The sequence below is a fragment of the Arthrobacter oryzae genome (assembly GCF_030718995.1).
In the GTDB taxonomy this organism is placed as follows: domain Bacteria; phylum Actinomycetota; class Actinomycetes; order Actinomycetales; family Micrococcaceae; genus Arthrobacter; species Arthrobacter oryzae_C.
This window is the reverse complement of record NZ_CP132204.1, coordinates 1,772,049-1,787,431: the sequence shown is the minus strand read 5'-3', so window position 1 is coordinate 1,787,431 and position 15,383 is coordinate 1,772,049. Positions and strand designations below refer to the sequence as shown.

The 15,383-nt window shown below is 65.1% G+C and carries 14 protein-coding genes; 6 read left to right on the top strand and 8 right to left on the bottom strand.

Translation table 11 applies throughout. From position 1 onward, the window contains the following. Positions 1-35: 35 nt before the first annotated feature. Positions 36-1,421 carry a flavin monoamine oxidase family protein gene (locus tag Q8Z05_RS08225; RefSeq protein ID WP_305942979.1) on the bottom strand — a complete coding sequence of 462 codons (1,386 nt, stop codon included), beginning with the start codon at positions 1,419-1,421 and terminating at the stop codon, positions 36-38. A 141-nt stretch (positions 1,422-1,562) separates the two neighbouring features. Here Q8Z05_RS08225 and Q8Z05_RS08220 point away from each other — a divergent pair, with 141 nt between their 5' ends. After that, positions 1,563-2,273 (top strand): TetR/AcrR family transcriptional regulator, encoded by a 711-nt coding sequence (locus Q8Z05_RS08220; protein ID WP_371745945.1) that lies wholly within the window; start codon positions 1,563-1,565, stop codon positions 2,271-2,273. 11 nt (positions 2,274-2,284) lie between these two features. Here Q8Z05_RS08220 and Q8Z05_RS08215 read toward each other — a convergent pair whose 3' ends face one another. The 4 genes from Q8Z05_RS08215 to Q8Z05_RS08200 are packed head-to-tail and all read right to left on the bottom strand — an operon-like array spanning position 2,285 to position 5,756. After that, positions 2,285-2,689, bottom strand: a complete 405-nt coding sequence (locus Q8Z05_RS08215; protein ID WP_305942977.1) for a universal stress protein — start codon at positions 2,687-2,689, stop codon at positions 2,285-2,287. Continuing rightward, on the bottom strand, positions 2,686-4,218 hold the full coding sequence (locus Q8Z05_RS08210) for a tripartite tricarboxylate transporter permease (protein WP_305942976.1): 1,533 nt from the start codon (positions 4,216-4,218) through the stop codon (positions 2,686-2,688). Before Q8Z05_RS08210 ends, Q8Z05_RS08215 begins: the two co-directional genes overlap by 4 nt. A 9-nt stretch (positions 4,219-4,227) precedes the next feature. Continuing rightward, a complete protein-coding gene (locus Q8Z05_RS08205; RefSeq protein ID WP_305942975.1) occupies positions 4,228-4,746 on the bottom strand; it encodes a tripartite tricarboxylate transporter TctB family protein in 519 nt (172 codons plus the stop codon). A 5-nt stretch (positions 4,747-4,751) separates the two neighbouring features. Then, complete coding sequence (locus Q8Z05_RS08200; protein WP_305942974.1) at positions 4,752-5,756, bottom strand: Bug family tripartite tricarboxylate transporter substrate binding protein; 1,005 nt, start codon at positions 5,754-5,756, stop codon at positions 4,752-4,754. A gap of 143 nt (positions 5,757-5,899) precedes the next feature. On the opposite strand from Q8Z05_RS08200, the gene Q8Z05_RS08195 reads away from it, so the two are divergent. From Q8Z05_RS08195 to Q8Z05_RS08175, 5 genes are all read left to right on the top strand, one after another. Further along, on the top strand, positions 5,900-6,784 hold the full coding sequence (locus tag Q8Z05_RS08195; RefSeq protein WP_305942973.1) for a LysR family transcriptional regulator: 885 nt from the start codon (positions 5,900-5,902) through the stop codon (positions 6,782-6,784). Positions 6,785-6,947: 163 nt separating this feature from the next. After that, complete coding sequence (gene kdgD / locus Q8Z05_RS08190; RefSeq protein ID WP_305942972.1) at positions 6,948-7,862, top strand: 5-dehydro-4-deoxyglucarate dehydratase; 915 nt, start codon at positions 6,948-6,950, stop codon at positions 7,860-7,862. Between the two features lie 26 nt (positions 7,863-7,888). After that, on the top strand, positions 7,889-9,496 hold the full coding sequence (locus Q8Z05_RS08185) for an aldehyde dehydrogenase (NADP(+)) (protein WP_305942971.1): 1,608 nt from the start codon (positions 7,889-7,891) through the stop codon (positions 9,494-9,496). Beyond that, the gene (locus tag Q8Z05_RS08180; RefSeq protein WP_305942970.1) at positions 9,493-10,821 is read left to right on the top strand and encodes an enolase C-terminal domain-like protein; all 1,329 of its coding nucleotides are present in this window, start codon (positions 9,493-9,495) and stop codon (positions 10,819-10,821) included. The genes Q8Z05_RS08185 and Q8Z05_RS08180 overlap by 4 nt, the downstream gene beginning before the upstream one ends. Before the next feature lie 110 nt (positions 10,822-10,931). Continuing rightward, positions 10,932-11,852: an AEC family transporter gene (locus Q8Z05_RS08175; protein WP_305942969.1), complete on the top strand. Its 921-nt coding sequence runs from the start codon at positions 10,932-10,934 to the stop codon at positions 11,850-11,852. A gap of 146 nt (positions 11,853-11,998) precedes the next feature. On the opposite strand, the gene Q8Z05_RS08170 is transcribed toward Q8Z05_RS08175, so the two are convergent. The 3 genes from Q8Z05_RS08170 to Q8Z05_RS08160 all read right to left on the bottom strand — a co-directional run bounded on the left by Q8Z05_RS08170 (position 11,999) and on the right by Q8Z05_RS08160 (position 15,344). Next, positions 11,999-12,988 (bottom strand): AvrD family protein, encoded by a 990-nt coding sequence (locus Q8Z05_RS08170; protein WP_305942968.1) that lies wholly within the window; start codon positions 12,986-12,988, stop codon positions 11,999-12,001. Positions 12,989-13,014: 26 nt separating this feature from the next. Continuing rightward, the gene (locus Q8Z05_RS08165; RefSeq protein ID WP_305942967.1) at positions 13,015-14,475 is read right to left on the bottom strand and encodes an MFS transporter; all 1,461 of its coding nucleotides are present in this window, start codon (positions 14,473-14,475) and stop codon (positions 13,015-13,017) included. A gap of 68 nt (positions 14,476-14,543) precedes the next feature. Continuing rightward, the gene (locus Q8Z05_RS08160) at positions 14,544-15,344 is read right to left on the bottom strand and encodes an MBL fold metallo-hydrolase (protein WP_305942966.1); all 801 of its coding nucleotides are present in this window, start codon (positions 15,342-15,344) and stop codon (positions 14,544-14,546) included. Positions 15,345-15,383 lie beyond the last annotated feature (39 nt).

Here is a 15,383-nt window from a genome sequence, read left to right as displayed (position 1 = left end):
GCGTACTTACTTTCAACGACAGGGTTGGATCCGAGTCAGGCCGGAGCGCCCACCCTGGCGGCTGCGGCAACCCGGGCGGCAGTCAGCTTCCCCATCCGAATGGCGCCGTCGACGTGCTGGTAGCCTTCCGCCGCCAGGTCTGACGAGCTCCAGTAAATGGGACCCACAGGCTGATGCTGGTCCTTGCCGTAGCGGTGCAGGCCGCCGAGGTCGTAGCTGGAGGCGTAGGCCCCGCGCGTCCATTCCTCGGAACCCCAGTCCGACTCGTAGTACACCTCGGGCTCGAGTGCTTTGTCGCCCAGGAAGGCCGCGATCGACTCCAGGATGGCGCGGCGGCGGTCTTCGGCGCTGAGCTCGAACACGGCGTCGGCCTTCTCGTCCGAGACAAACCCCACCAGGGTGCCGCGGGAATCCCCGTGGTTGGTGTTGTCGTAGACCTCCTGCACCAGCGAGCCTGCGCTGAAGCAGGTTCCGGACAGCCCCTCCTCGCGCCAGAACGGCGTGTCATAGACGGCGTGCACCTTGATGACCAGGCCCAGCGACTGGTGCTGGTGCATCTGGTGCTGGCGGCGCGGCAGCGGCGGGTTGAAGGAAACCCGCGAGTACAGGTTGGGCGGCACCGCCATGATCACATAGCGGGCGTTGACAGTGGCCCGCTCCGACGCCACGGTGACCCGGGGACCGCCGTCGCACTCTTCCGTCCAGTTAATGGTGCGCACCGGGCTGTTAAGTACGACGTCGTCACCCAGCTCGCGTGCCTGCAGCAGCGAAACCTGCTGCATGCCGTCCACCACACGCTTGTCCAGGATGAAGTCCTCATCCGTCAGGTGGCTGAAGGATCCTGCGGAGGCAGCCATCAGGACGGCCTGCAGCGCGGAGAATGCGTGCGCGGGTTTGGTCAGCATGCCACCGGCGATGAACAGGCCGATGTTGTTGCAGGCCTCCTCGTCCGGCGAGTTCCGGCGCAGCCAGTGGTGAAAGGAAATGGTGTCCAGCTCGCGCGCCTTGGGGTGCGCCCAGGGCTCGGCGGGGCCGATTTCCGCTGCCAGCCCGTCCAGCAGGCCGATGAGCTTGTCCATTTCTGCGGCTGTTGTTCCGCTAACCGGGAAGGAATCGCCGGTGTAGCGGATCTTCCTGCCGTCAGCACCGACGTAGATGGATTCACCTTCCCGGTAGCGGGAGTAGGTCTCCAGGCCCAGCTCGTCGAGGAGCTCCAGGAGCACGGTCTGGTCCGGCGAAACCCACTGGCCGCCGATTTCCAGCATGGCCCCGTCAACGGTGTCCGTCCAGGTGCGGCCGCCCACGCGGTCCCGCGCCTCCAGTACGGCAACGCTGAGTCCGGCTTTCTTCAGCTCACGGGCGGCGGTGAGGCCCGAGGGGCCAGCGCCCACGACGACGACGTCGCGGTCAAGTTCCAGCATGATGTCCTTTCTGTGGCCGCGCGAGTGATGCGGACCACTAAATGAATGCCATTCATTTATTTAGACTATAGCTGTTTCCGTGACGCCGCGGAAGAGGTCAGTGGAATAATGCTGGGGACCCCGCCAGCAGAAAGGCCGACGATGCCGGCAGCCGCCCGCCAACACACCGAGTCCCCCGCGGATGCCCGCCCGGACGGCACCCCGCGTTCCCCGCAGAAGCGCCGTGCCGGCAGGCCGGCGTCGGCGGTACTGGATCAGGCGGGGATCACCTCTGCAGCACTGCAGCTGATCGGAAAGAACGGCTACGACGGCCTCACCATGGCTGCGCTGGCCCGCTCACTGGACGTGGCGCCGTCGGCCCTTTACAACCATGTGGCGTCCAAGCGGGACGTGCTGGTGTTGGTGGAGGACCACCTCGCGGCATTGGTGGACGTGTCCGCGTTCGGCAGTGAGCCCTGGGACGAAGCCGTGCGGCGGTGGGCGTGGAGCTACCGGGACGTCTTTTCCCAGCACACGCCGCTGATCCCGGTGATCGCGGTCCTGCCCGTGACGGACGCGCCGCAGACCCTGGCCATGTACGAGACAGTGAGTGCAGGGCTGCGGGACGCCGGGTTCCCCGAAGCGCGCATCATTTCCTCGATCGTGGCGCTGGAATCCTTCATTTTCGGCTCGGCCTTCGATGTCACCGCACCGGCGGACATCTTCGATCCGGGCAGCATGGCGGAGTCCACACCCAATTTCACGGCCGCAGTGCAGAGCTTGGCGGAACAAGGCCACGAAAAGCCTGCCGACGTCGCGTTCAGCCTGGGCCTGGAAGCACTGATCTCCGGGCTCGGGGCGCTGCGGAAGTAGGCGGACCCGCGCTAGAAGTGCGCGCCGTCGGCTTTGACGGCCAGGACTGGCCGGTCCGCCTGCATCAGGATGCGCTGGGCGTGGCTGCCCAGGATGAATTTGCCCACCTGGGAGCGGTGCCGCAGGCCAATGACAATGAGGGACGCATTTGCTTCACGGGCCACGTCCAGGAATTCGTCCGCGAGGTCGTGGTGGTAGGGCGGTTGGATGACCCTTGCCGTGACGCCGGCCTCGGCCGCACGCCTGGCTGCCGTGGCCAGGACGTCATCGCCCGCAACTGACTTGTCCACCAGGGCACCCTCACGGGCGGAGTTGACGATCACCAGCTCCTCGTTGCGGAGTGTTGCCTCGGCGATGCCGGCAGTGAGCGCCGCCTCGCCGGCAGGCGTGGGAACGAATCCGACGATGATGCTCATACCTTCTCCTTGATTTTGGTGGGTGCGGGCTCTGCCGCAGCGAGGGCTTTGCGCCTGGCGAGCATGGACCGGAGGCCCGGAAGCACGGCGACCAGCACGAACACCACGAGCAGCGTGGCCGAGATCGGGCGGCCGAAGAAGCCCATGGGATCGCCGCCGAAGACCAGCAGTGAGCGACGCATGGAGCTTTCCAGCAGTTCTCCCAGCACGAAGGCCAGGACCAGCGGGCCCGGTTCGAAGCCGAACTTCTTCATGAGGTAGCCGATGATCCCGAAGACGACCACGAGCGTGACATCGAACATGCTGTTGTTGATCGTGTAGGCACCGAGCAGCGTGATCAGGGCGGTGACGGGGGCCAGGATGGCTGCCCGAACACGGAGGATCTTCACGAAGATTCCCACCAGCGGCAGGCTCATGATGAGCAGCAGGATGTTGCCGATGTACATCGAGTTCACGACGCCCCAGAAGAGCTCAGGGTTCTGCTCCACCAACTGCGGCCCGGGGGTGACGCCCTGGATCAGCAAGGCACCGAACATCAGCGCCATGGTGGCGTTGGCGGGGATTCCCAGCGTCAGCAGCGGGATAAAGGACGAGGTTGCCGCGGCGTTGTTGGCGGTTTCCGGCCCGGCGACACCCTCGGGTGCGCCCTTGCCGAAACGTTCCGGCTGTTTGGCGCGCTTTTTCTCCATGGCGTAGGAGGCCATGGAGGCGATGGTCGCACCGCCGCCGGGGAGGATGCCCAGGAAGAAGCCGAGGATGGAGCCGCGGCCGATGGCACCGGAGGCCTGCTTCAGGTCCTTCCGGGAGGGCCAGACGTTGGTGACCTTCGACGGCGCCTTCGCGGCCCGGTGCCGCTCCTCCAGGTTGTAGAGGATCTCACCGATGCCGAAGATGCCCATGGCGATCGGCACGAAGTCGATACCATCTGCGAGTTGCAGGCTGCCGAACGTAAAGCGGCTCTCACCAGTGAAAATGTCCCTGCCGACAGTGGCCAGCAGGAGGCCCAGGGCCGCGGCGATGAGCGCTTTAGCCTTCGATCCGCTGCTGATCGTTGCCACGAGGAGGATGCCGAGCAGGGCCAGGGCGGTGTACTCAGGCGGGCCGAAATCCAGGGCGAAGCTGGCAACGATGGGGGCCAGGAAGGTCAGGCCGATGATGGCGGCGGTGCCACCAACGAAGGAACCGATAGATGCCAGGCCCAGCGCGGTACCGGCCCGGCCTTGCTTTGCCATCTGGTAGCCGTCGAACACTGTGACCACCGAGGACGCCTCACCGGGAAGCCGGAGCAGCACGGAGGTGATGGTGCCGCCGTACTGGGCGCCGTAGAAGATGCCGGCCAGCATGATGATGGCTGTTACGGGCTCCACGTTGTAGGTGAGCGGAAGAAGGATGGCAATGGTTGCCGCGGGCCCCAAGCCGGGCAGCACACCGATCAGCATGCCGATCACGACGCCGATCAGGCAGTACAGGAGGTTTGTCGGCTCCAGGACAACCGCAAATCCGTTGATAACGGGATTGAGAAAATCCACGGGGGTCTCCTAGAAGAGGTGGGGAATGGAGGTGTTGAGCGCCAGTACGAAGATCCCATAAAAGGCAATGACGACACTTGCGCTGACAACGAGGGTGGAGCGCCAGGTTTCGCCACCCAGGAACCGCATCCAGATGATGCACAGCACCAGCGCCGGCAGTTCGAAGCCAATGAGCGGCATCAGGGCCACCATGGCGGCGAGTGTCACCAGGCCGGTCAGCGGCGCGCTGGACATGCGGGTGAATTTCTCCGCATCCCGGTTGTGACGGCCGGCGATCAGCTGGAAGAGCCCGAGCGCCACCATGACGCAGCTGATGATGAACGGCCAGAGGCCAGGCTGCGGGGTGGCTGGTGTGCCGAGACCCATCGCGACGGACAGGATGGCCGCACCGATGCCCACGCCCAGGACCACCAAGGATGAGGCTGCGTTGGCCAGGGCGCCGGCGGCCGGCGGCTTTTCCTCTTCCCACTGCGCCGCGAGCTGCTCCGGCGTCAGGTCATCCTCGGTGATCGCAGGTGTTTCCTTCACTGGAATCACTTATTTCCGCTGAGGCTGATGTCGTACTTCTCCACCAGCTCTTTGTACTTCGCTGCATAGGCCTTCCATTCGGTGACCACTTCCTCACCCGAGATTTCCTTGGGCGTCAGCATGTTCTTTTTGTTGAACTCCTTGTAGGCGTCCGACTTGAAGGCCTCCTGGAATGCGGCAAACAGCTTGTCCTTGACATCCTGCGGGGTGCCCTTGGGAGCGGCGACGGCCCGGTACTGGGCTACGGGAACGTCATATCCCGCTTCCTTCGCGGTCGGCGTGTCCGGCAGGAACGTGTTGCGATCTTCAGAGAAAACCAGGAGCGGGGCGACCTTGCCGGCTTCTATCTGGGGCATTGCTTCACCCAGCTGGATGGTTGCGAGCTCCACCTGGTTGCCCAGGGCTGCAGTCAGGGCGGGCTTGCCGCTGTCGAAGGGGATGTCGGTGCCGGTGACATTGGCCTGCTTGAAGAGCACGGTCTGGGCCAACTGGCTGCCGGTGCCGACACCCGTGGTACCGAAGGTCACGTTGCGGCCGGCATCCGTCACATCTTTGAAGGTCTTGAATCCCGATCCGGGGCTTGCCACCAGGACGTAGTCGTCCTGGGACAGGCCGGCAATGATATCCAGATCGTCAATGTTCACGGCTTCGTCAGCTGAGACCGCCAGGGGCGTGATGGTGATCAGGGAGGCGTTCAGCAGGACCAACTCCTGGCCATCGGCGGGCTTGCCGGCCACTTCCTTCGTTGCGAGTGCGCCGTTTGCACCGGGCTTGTTGACCACGGGCACCGGCTGGCCAAGGGTCTTGGAGGCGCCTTCGGCGAGGGCGCGGGCGATCAGGTCGGTGCTGCCGCCGGCAGCCTGGCCGACGGAGAGGCTGACGGGACCAGACGGGTATTTGGATGAATCTGCGCTGCCGCCGCCTGCGACATTGCCGCAGGCGGTCAGTGCCAGGAGCGTCATGGCAGAAGCCGCCCCGAGGACGGCTCGGCGGGTGGGGAAGTGCATCATTGGAACTCCTCGTTGGCGCTGCAGGGCTTGCGCCCCATATGTCTGTGAACCGGATCACTGCCGGTTGGCTGTATCGAGTTTAGGAAGCCACTATGATGCATGTCTAAGCCCAAATATGCATCGAGTGATACCCGGAAGGCATCATGTTTACCTTTGACCAGCTGGCAGGATTCATCGCCGTCGCTGAAGAGCTCCACTTCGGCCGGGCAGCCGAACGGCTCAACATGACGCAACCGCCGCTAAGCCGCCAGATCCAGAAGCTGGAGAAGGCCGTAGGCGCTGAACTCCTGGAGCGGGACAACCGGAAAGTCCAGCTGACGGCCGCGGGCCGGGCCTTCCTGGACGAGGCCCGGCGGCTGATGGCCTTGGCCAACCGGGCACCCGTGACGGCCCGCCGGATCGCATCGGGACGCTCGGGGCTGCTGCGGATCGGTTTCACGGCAGCGAGCGGCTTCAGCATCCTCGGCCCGCTGCTGGAAGAAATTGCCGCAGCATTGCCCGACGTCGACATTGACCTGCAGGAACTGGTGACGGGCGAACAAATCGCCGGACTCCAGTCCGGCGAACTGGACATCGGCCTCGCGCGGCCGCCCTTTGACAATGAGGTCTTCGATTCGCACCTGTTGTACCGGGAAGCGATGGTCCTGGCGGTACCGTCCGGCCATCCGCTGGCCGGCCTCAGCCGCGCCGTCACCGAAAAGGACCTCAGGGGCGAGCCGCTGATCATGCACTCCTCCACCCAGGCCCGGTACTTCTACGACCTGGTGGTGCGGATGATCCCCGTCCAGCACGCCAACGTGGTGCACACCGTCAGCCAGATCCTCACCATGGTGTCCCTGGTGGCCGCAAAACGCGGCGTAGCCTTCGTTCCGCACTCGGCGACGCTTCTGGGGGTCCACGGCGTCGAGTTCCTGCCGCTGGAAAGCAGCGTGGATGATCCCGTGGAACTCCACGCCATCTGGAGCCGGAACAACAGCAACCCCGCACTCGCCCTTGCCTTGCGCACCCTGGATTTTCAGGAGAACTAGGCGGCGGGCAGAAGAGCCTTCCGCACCGGGCGGGCAGGACGCGATGCAGAAAGAGCATCAATGCATACAAAAATGAACTTAGACAGGCATTACATGGCTCCCTAGGCTGGAGGCGAAGACACCCACTGCCGCACCGCTGCGGCGCCGACATGGAGGACCCACTGTGGCCAAATACTCACCCCAGGAACTTGCCAGCGTTCTCAAAGACGGGTTGCTCTCCTTCCCGGTGACCTCGTTCGATTCGCAGCTCCAGTTCGATGAGGAAAACTACCGGAAGCACCTTGCCTGGCAGGCCAGCTACCCGGTGGCAGGGCTCTTCGCAGCCGGCGGCACCGGCGAAGGCTTCTCCCTCACGCCTGCCGAATCCGCCCGCGTAGTCCGCGCCGCCGTCGAGGAAGTCGGCAGTACCGTTCCCGTTCTGGCGTCCGCCGGGGGTTCCACGGCCCAGGCCATTGAAAACGCCCAGGCAGCAGAGGCCGCGGGCGCCGAAGGCATCCTGCTGCTGCCGCCGTACCTGACGGAAGCGGACCAGGGCGGCCTGATAGACCACGTGAGCGCCGTTTGCGCATCCACCTCGCTCGGCGTCATCATCTACAACCGCGCCAACGCGATCTACAAGGACACCACCGTGGCCGCCCTGGCCGATCGCCACGAGAACCTGATCGGTTTCAAGGACGGCGTGGGCGACCTCGAACACGACGCCCGCGTCTACGCCAAGCTCGGCGACCGCCTGTTCTACCTCGGCGGCCTCCCGACCGCCGAAACTTTCGCCCTGCCGTTGCTGCAGCTGGGCATGAGCACCTACTCCAGTGCCATGTACAACTTCGTCCCGCAGTTCGCCCTGGACTTCTACCAGGACGTCCGCAACCAGGACCGCGTGGCCGTGAACCGGAAGCTCAACGACTTCGTGATCCCGTACCTGGACATCCGCGACAGGGTGAAGGGCTACTCAGTGTCCATCGTCAAGGGCGGCCTCGACGCCATCGGCCGCTCCGCCGGCGGAGTGCGCCCGCCGCTGCAGAACCTGGCGCCGCAGGATCTTGCCGACCTCAAGGCCCTGATCGCCACCGTCTCCTGAACCACCATCCCTAAGGAGTAACCCCCGTGACACTCACCGGACATTCCCTGATCGCCGGGCAACCCGTCGTCGGCGAAGGCAAGGCCGCCTTCGGTTTCAACCCCGCCAGCAACGAGCAGCTTGAACCCGCCTATACCCTCCTCACCGAGGAGCAGCGCAAGGCAGCCACGGCCGCGGCCGCCGACGCCTACCCGTCCTTCAGCACGCTCGATCCCGAGACACATGCACGTTTCCTCGAGGCGATTGCGGACAACATTGAGGCCATCGGCGACGAACTCATCATCCGCGCAGGCCAGGAAACCGGCCTCCCCGCTGCCCGGCTGCAGGGCGAACGCGCACGCACCACCGGCCAGCTCCGCCTGTTCGCCTCCGTGGTCCGGCAGGGCGATTTCCGTGGCGTCCGTATCGATCCGGCCCTGCCGGAGCGCACGCCGCTCCCCCGCGCCGACATCCGCCAGCGCCAGATCCCGCTGGGCCCCGTGGCCGTCTTCGGGGCCAGCAACTTTCCGCTGGCCTTCTCGACGGCGGGAGGAGACACCGCCTCTGCCCTCGCCGCCGGCTGCCCGGTGGTCTTCAAGGCCCACAACGCCCACCCCGGCACGGGCGAACTCGTGGGCCAGGCCGTAGTCAAGGCCGTCAAGGACCTGGGTCTGCACCCGGGAGTCTTCTCGCTGATCTACGGCCCCGGCGCCAGCATCGGACAGGCCCTCGTAGCCGACCCGGCCATCAAGGCCGTGGGTTTCACCGGCTCCCAGAGCGCCGGCATCGCCCTCATGCGCGCCGCCGCCGCCCGCCCGGAACCCATCCCGGTCTACGCGGAAATGTCCTCACTCAACCCGGTCTTTGTGTTCCCGGGGGCGCTCAAGGGTGATGTCGACGCCCTCGCCCAGCAGTACGTCACTGCCGTCACCGGCAGCTCAGGACAGCTCTGCACCTCCCCCGGCCTGCTGTTCGCCCCGGCCGGCGAGGCAGGCGACAAACTCGCTGCCGCCGTCGGACGCGCCGTATCCGCCTGTGCCGGCCAGACCATGCTGACCGCAGGCATCGCCGGTTCGTGGAACGACGGCGCCGGGGCACTCGGCGCCGCTGCGAACGTGTCCGTCGTTGGCCAGGGCACGCCCGGTCCCACCGAAAACGCACCGGCTCCCACCATCTTCGGCACCGGCATCGCCGACTTCGTCAGCAACCACGTCCTGCACGCCGAGATTTTCGGCGCTGCCAGCCTGGTGATCCGCTACTCCACCGCGGAGGAACTGATCGACGCCATCAACCGGCTCGACGGCCAGCTCACCGCTTCCCTGCAGCTCACTGCGGAGGACTATCGGACGGCGGCGCAGCTGCTGCCGGCCCTCGAACAGAAGGTGGGCCGCATCATCGTGAACGGCTGGCCCACCGGCGTCGAAGTGGGCCATGCCATGGTCCACGGCGGCCCCTTCCCCGCAACGTCGGACACGAAGACCACCTCAGTGGGTACGCTGGCCATCAACCGCTTCCTGCGGCCGGTCGCCTACCAGAACCTGCCCCAGGAACTCCTCCCGGCACCGCTGCAGGATGCCAACCCCTGGCACCTGAACCGTCGGATCGACGGGGTCGTGGAAAGCGCAGCCGATGCAGAAGATAAGGTCAACGCATGAGCACCCAGCCCACCATCGCCAAGGTTGAGGTAGTTCCCGTCGCCGGCTGCGACAGCATGCTGATGAACCTCAGCGGCGCGCACGGACCGTTCTTCACGCGCAATGTGGTGATCATTACCGACTCGGACGGACGCTCGGGCCTGGGTGAAGTTCCCGGCGGGGAGAAGATCCGCACCACCATCGAGGAGGCCGGGGCCTTCATCGCGGGCAAGCCGGTGGCCCGCTACCGCTCTCTGCTCCGCGAGATCGCAGCCGAGTTCGCGGACCGCGACGCCGGCGGCCGCGGGCTCCAGACCTTCGACCTTCGGACCACCGTCCACGCGGTCACCGCCGTCGAATCCGCCCTGCTGGACCTGCACGGACAGTTCCTGGGCGTACCGGTGGCCGAACTGCTCGGTGACGGGCAACAGCGCTCCTCGGTTCCGATGCTCGGTTACCTCTTCTTCATCGGCGACCGCCGGCGGACGGACCTGCCGTACCTGGTGGAGGAGGCGCCGTCGGACCGCTGGGAGCGGCTGCGCCGGCAGGAGGCCATGACACCGGCCGCGGTTGTGGCCCTGGCCGAAGCTGCGCAGGAACGGTATGGCTTCAGCGACTTCAAACTCAAGGGTGGCGTGCTCTCCGGCGACGACGAAGTGGACGTGGTGACGGCCCTGGCCCAGCGCTTCCCCGAAGCCCGCGTCACCCTTGATCCGAATGGCGGCTGGCTTCTCGAGGAAGCCATCCGGCTCGGCAAGCGGATGCAGGGCGTGGTGGCCTATGCCGAGGATCCCTGCGGCGCCGAAGGGCGCTTCTCCGGCCGCGAGGTCATGGCGGAATTCCGCCGTGCCACCGGGCTCAAGACGGCCACCAACATGATTGCGACCGACTGGCGGGAGATGTCCCACGCGATCCGCAGCAACGCCGTGGATATTCCGCTGGCAGACCCGCACTTCTGGACCATGCACGGTTCGGTCCGGGTGGCGCAGCTCTGCCACGAATTCGGGCTCACCTGGGGCTCACACTCGAACAACCACTTCGACATTTCGCTCGCCATGTTCACGCATACCGGTGCAGCAGCCCCCGGTGAGATTACCGCACTGGACACACACTGGATCTGGCAGGACGGGCAGGGCCTCACCAGGAACCCGTTGGAGATCAAGGGCGGCGCCATCGAAGTTCCGGACGCACCGGGCCTGGGCATCGAGCTGGACCGCGATGCCCTGGACAAGGCACACCAGCTGTACCTCGAGCACGGGCTGGACGCCCGGGACGACAGCATCGGCATGCAGTATTACATCGACGGCTGGTCCTTCGACCCGAAGCGCCCCTGCCTGGTGAGGTAGCGGTCCGCGCGAACCGAAGCTTCCCGCGCGGCCGGCCCTCCCCTCCTGATGCAACAGGAAGACGGCCGTGCGGGACCCAAGACTTTACAGATAAATAGAAGGGCGCACTTTTGGGCGGCGTTGTCTCCGGAATACTCATCGTCTCCGCCGTCATTGCCGTGGGCTATTTCGCTGCCCGGTTCCGGATTCTGGGACCGGAAATCCAGGGCGCCCTGACCCGCACCGCGTATTACGTCACCAACCCGGCGCTGCTGTTCACAGTGGTTGCCGGCAGCGACATCCGGGCAGCCCTCGGAACCGACGCCCCGCTGGCGCTGCTTTCGGCAGCGATAGTGGGGCTCCTTTATTGCCTGGCCAGCTTTATTTTCTTCCGCCGGCCCGCTGCCGAAACAGCCGTGGGCGCCATGGCCAGCAGCTATGCCAACGCGAACAACATCGGTATTCCGGTGTCCTTGTATGCGGTGGGCACGGCTCAGCATGTCGCGCCGGTGCTGCTGGTGCAGATCCTGGTGATGGCGCCGTTCTATCTCACGGTGCTGGGCCTGGTGTCAGGCTCCAAGATCTCCTGGAAAAAGCTGCTGGTCACCCCCTTCGCCAATCCGATGATCATCGCCTCGGGGCTCGGCGCAGCCGTAGCCCTGACCGGCTGGACCGCCCCGGACCTGATGCAGAAACCCATCGACATGCTCGCCGGCGGTGCCGTGCCCATGGTGCTGCTGGCCTTCGGGCTGTCACTGGCTGGCCGGGCCCCCTTGCAGAAAGGTGACGGCCGGGTTGAAACGCTCGTGGCAACGGTTCTGAAAATTGCCGGGATGCCCCTCATTGTGTGGGTCCTGGGCAGATTTGTGTTCGGCCTCGAAGGGCAGCATCTCCTGGCCAGCGTGATCATGGCCGCGCTGCCCACGGCACAGAACGTGTTCCTCTTTGCCTCCCCCTACGGCCGCGGTATGACCGTGGCCCGCGACGTCATCCTTTGCACCACCGTGCTGAGCATCGGCGCGCTGCTGGTGGTGGCGTGGCTGCTGGGGTAGGGCCTGGGGCCGCTGACCCTCCAACAGTGCCAATCCCCAGGTGCCGCAGACTGACGGAACGTCTTGCCGGATGAGTAGGTGCCGGAGATTGCGAGTTTCATGTGTCGTCTTTCGTTAGATGCGAAGGGAGTTGGTGGTTCTTGTGGTCAGCCCGGAAGCTGGTGCGCGACGTCGCAAGTGATCTCGAGGTGGTCGCCTATCCGCCCGACGATGTCTGCGCAGCGCCATTGCTCGCCGTTCAACGGCAAGGTTCTGGGGCGGCGCAGGCGCACGTCGAGGGGAAGATCGGTGAGGATGCTGGTTGGCGGGGCAGTAGCTGTGATGACTGTCCGGCGCATCCAGAGGGTATTACTGTCGGCCCTTGTCATGCGGTCGAGCTCATAGAGCAGAACCTGCCCGAGTTGCAGGGTGGCGACGAAGCCTTCAAGCAGGGAGAGCCCGGGCTGGTACCCGGCCTCCAAGCCGAGACCTGGGGTATCTCCGTTACCACCGGTGACAATGAGCGTCGCTTCGGCGGTGGTGGCGCCAGTTCCGACGCTTACGTTCCGAATGTCTGAACGGCGGGACTTGTAGATGTCGCCGTAGATCCTGCGGGCCGTGTCCCCGATGAGGGCATCAGGGTTGTCAGTGCGCAGATTGGCCTTGGAGGCCACACACATCGGGTGGTGGAGGGCGAGAACCGCTTTCATGGAGGCCATCTCGACGCTGACGTGGATGATCCCGTCTGTTGATTGGCCGGTCGTTTCCGCTGTAACGGGGAAGTCGTCAAGGGTGTCCTCAACGGGTTCCGAGCCGGCGGTGAGGGTCAACTCGCGGACGTACACCAGGGGCAGGATCGAGGGGGCATACCGGCTGGCCAGCAGAGCCTCGGAGGCTTCCAGGGCCAGCACGATGGCGTCCGTGGTGCCCAGGTGCGGCTTTTGTGACGTCGAGCCTTTGATCGACCAGAGGTCCCCGACCCGCACCGATCCGCGTGCATCCATGTGGCTTATTCCGTCCGGAGTGTGCCGGATGGAAAGCTTTCGTAGTGCCGGAGTCGTTTTGCGGTAGCCGCTGCCGAAGAACCGGGCGGTGGATGGCCCCAGGTAGTCGTCGACGTTGGCCAGAACAAGCGGGTCGGGGATGGTCAGGCTCATGGCACTGTGCTTTCTGTTGAGGTGTCTTAGACGGCTTCAGCGGCTGCGAGTTCCGGTTCGGCCGCCGCTTCCTTCCTGGCGGGCAGGAAGAGAAGTATGAGGGCCGCCGTTGCCAGGATGATCAGCGCGTTGACCAGGAGGCCGAAGTGGACTCCGCGAAGGATCGCCTCGGCCGTGGCCGGATCGGCGTAGTTTCCGGTGGTGAAGGCCAGTGCGATAGCGCTGACAATCGGGGTGCCGATAGTGAAGGCCACCTGCTGGGTCTGCCCTGCCAGTCCAGTCGCAAGGCCCTGTTCGGTATCAGGCAGGCCGGAGGTGACAGCGACCGTGTAGGCCACGATGCACAGGACGTGTCCGAAGCCACCGATGGCAGTAGCGGCCAGGATGTGGGTGAAGCCGATCCCGGCATCCATGCCCAGCAGCAGGAAGCTCAGGGTCGAAGCACCCTGCAGCGTCAGCCCCAGGACCAGGGTCGCCTTGGCTCCGATCCTGTTGATGATGTTGGCTGCAACAAGTCCGCCGGTGAAGGCGCCGGCGCCAAGAACACCGAAGGCCAATCCGGTGGCGAAGGCCGACGATTCAAGAACGCGCTGCAGGTAAAGCGTGAGCAAGAAGACTTTGCCACTCTCCATGGAGAACGTTACGAGCCCGCCCAGGTTTCCAAGCAACACTGAGGGACGCTTGAGGATGGTCACGGCAGCCAGCGGGTGGGATGACCGTGCCTCGATGTTCCAAAAGAGGATGAACGCCACGGCGCCGGCGGCCAGCAGGCCCAGGGTCCAAGGTGAAGTCCAGCCTTCGCGTTCGACTGAGGTGACTCCAAGGACCAGGGTTAGAAGACCCAGGGTGAGGGTGATTGCACCGGGGACATCGAGTTTTTGCTTGATCCTGGCGGGGAGGTCATGGAGCACGAACGGCGCCAGGGCCAGGATGATGATGCCGACCGGCACGTTGATGAAGAAAGTGAACCGCCATCCGAAGAGGTCGGTCAGGACGCCGCCGAGGACTGCTCCGACAGCGAAGCCCAGGGACAGCAGGGCGCCGTTGAGGCCGAGGGCTTTGTTCCGGAGTGGGCCTTCCTCGAAGGAGGTGGTCAGCAGGGACAGTGCCGCCGGCATGGTGATCGCCGTGGCAAGGCCCTGACCGATGCGGGCTGCGAAGAGGACGGAAGGGTCGGTGGCCAGGCCGCCTACTGCTGAGGCAATCGTGAGGATGGCCATGCCGGTGAGGAACATCTTCTTCCGGCCGTAGTAGTCACCGATGCGTCCCATGAGCAGGACGAGGCCGGCAGCGGCGAGGGCGAAAAGGGTGATGATCCATTGCAGGTCACCGTCGGCGATGCCGAGGTCTCTGCCCATGGCCGGCAGGGCCACGGTGACGATGGAGAAGTCGAGGGCGAACATGAACTGCGCGCCGAGCAGCAGGGTCAAGATGAGCCGCTGGCGGCCAGTAAGGGCAGGCGCGGGAGGATGCATTTTTGTTGGCATGCTTCCAGCCTGTCGGGGTCGCAACAGCCTATCCAGAGTCCCTTTATGGTGGTGGTGGATCCACTACCCTAAGAGACCGGCTCCCAGTGCCGTTCCCCGTCCGGCCCGGCGCCGACGCGTCCGAACACTACGTCTCCGAAATGCATGCCGGCTCCTATAGCTCCGCTTTCGGACAGGAAGTTAAGGACACGTTCTCTGGAGATGAGTGACTCCTGCGGGTCGGCCTCAAAGCACGAGTTCAGTTCCGGCTGCCAGACCTGCACCGGGCTGTGCATGACGTCGCCGAAGCACAGCAGCTGCTCGGTTTGCGACTCGATCAGGTACGACATGTGCCCGCGGGTATGGCCAGGGGTGGCCAGCGCCGTAACCCCAGGGATTATCTGTGTGCCGTCGCTGATCGCGGTCCACTGCGGTCCCGTCTTTCCCGGATGCGCGGATAGCTCCGACACGCCGGCGAACTTCGGTGTGGCCGCCAACAGCGCGCCCGGCCCCGTGACGCTGTTGAGCCAGCCGGTGTGGTCCTCATGCAGGTGGGTGAAAGCCACTGCGTCGAGGCGGTCCGGTAGGACACCATGGCTACCCAGTTGCCCGCCATGCATGGCGCCCAGTGCGGGGTGGGATTGCTCCGCGGGCAGCTGGCGAGACCCGAAGCCGGCGTCGATGAGGAGCGACTTTCCGGCGCCGGTAATGAGCAGTGACCCGATTGATCCGGTGAGGAATCCGTCGTCCCCGATCATTTTCTCCCGCCCGCTGTAGGTTCTGTGGCCCGGAAGCAAGGAGAACCAAGCGTCAGGTTCCAACTGCACGTACCCATCCGGAAGATAGGTCACGGTGAACTCGCCGACTGTGACGCTGCGCAGGGTCGGCATCGCGCTCCAGCGCTCTGGTGCTACGTGGGCAGGGCTAAT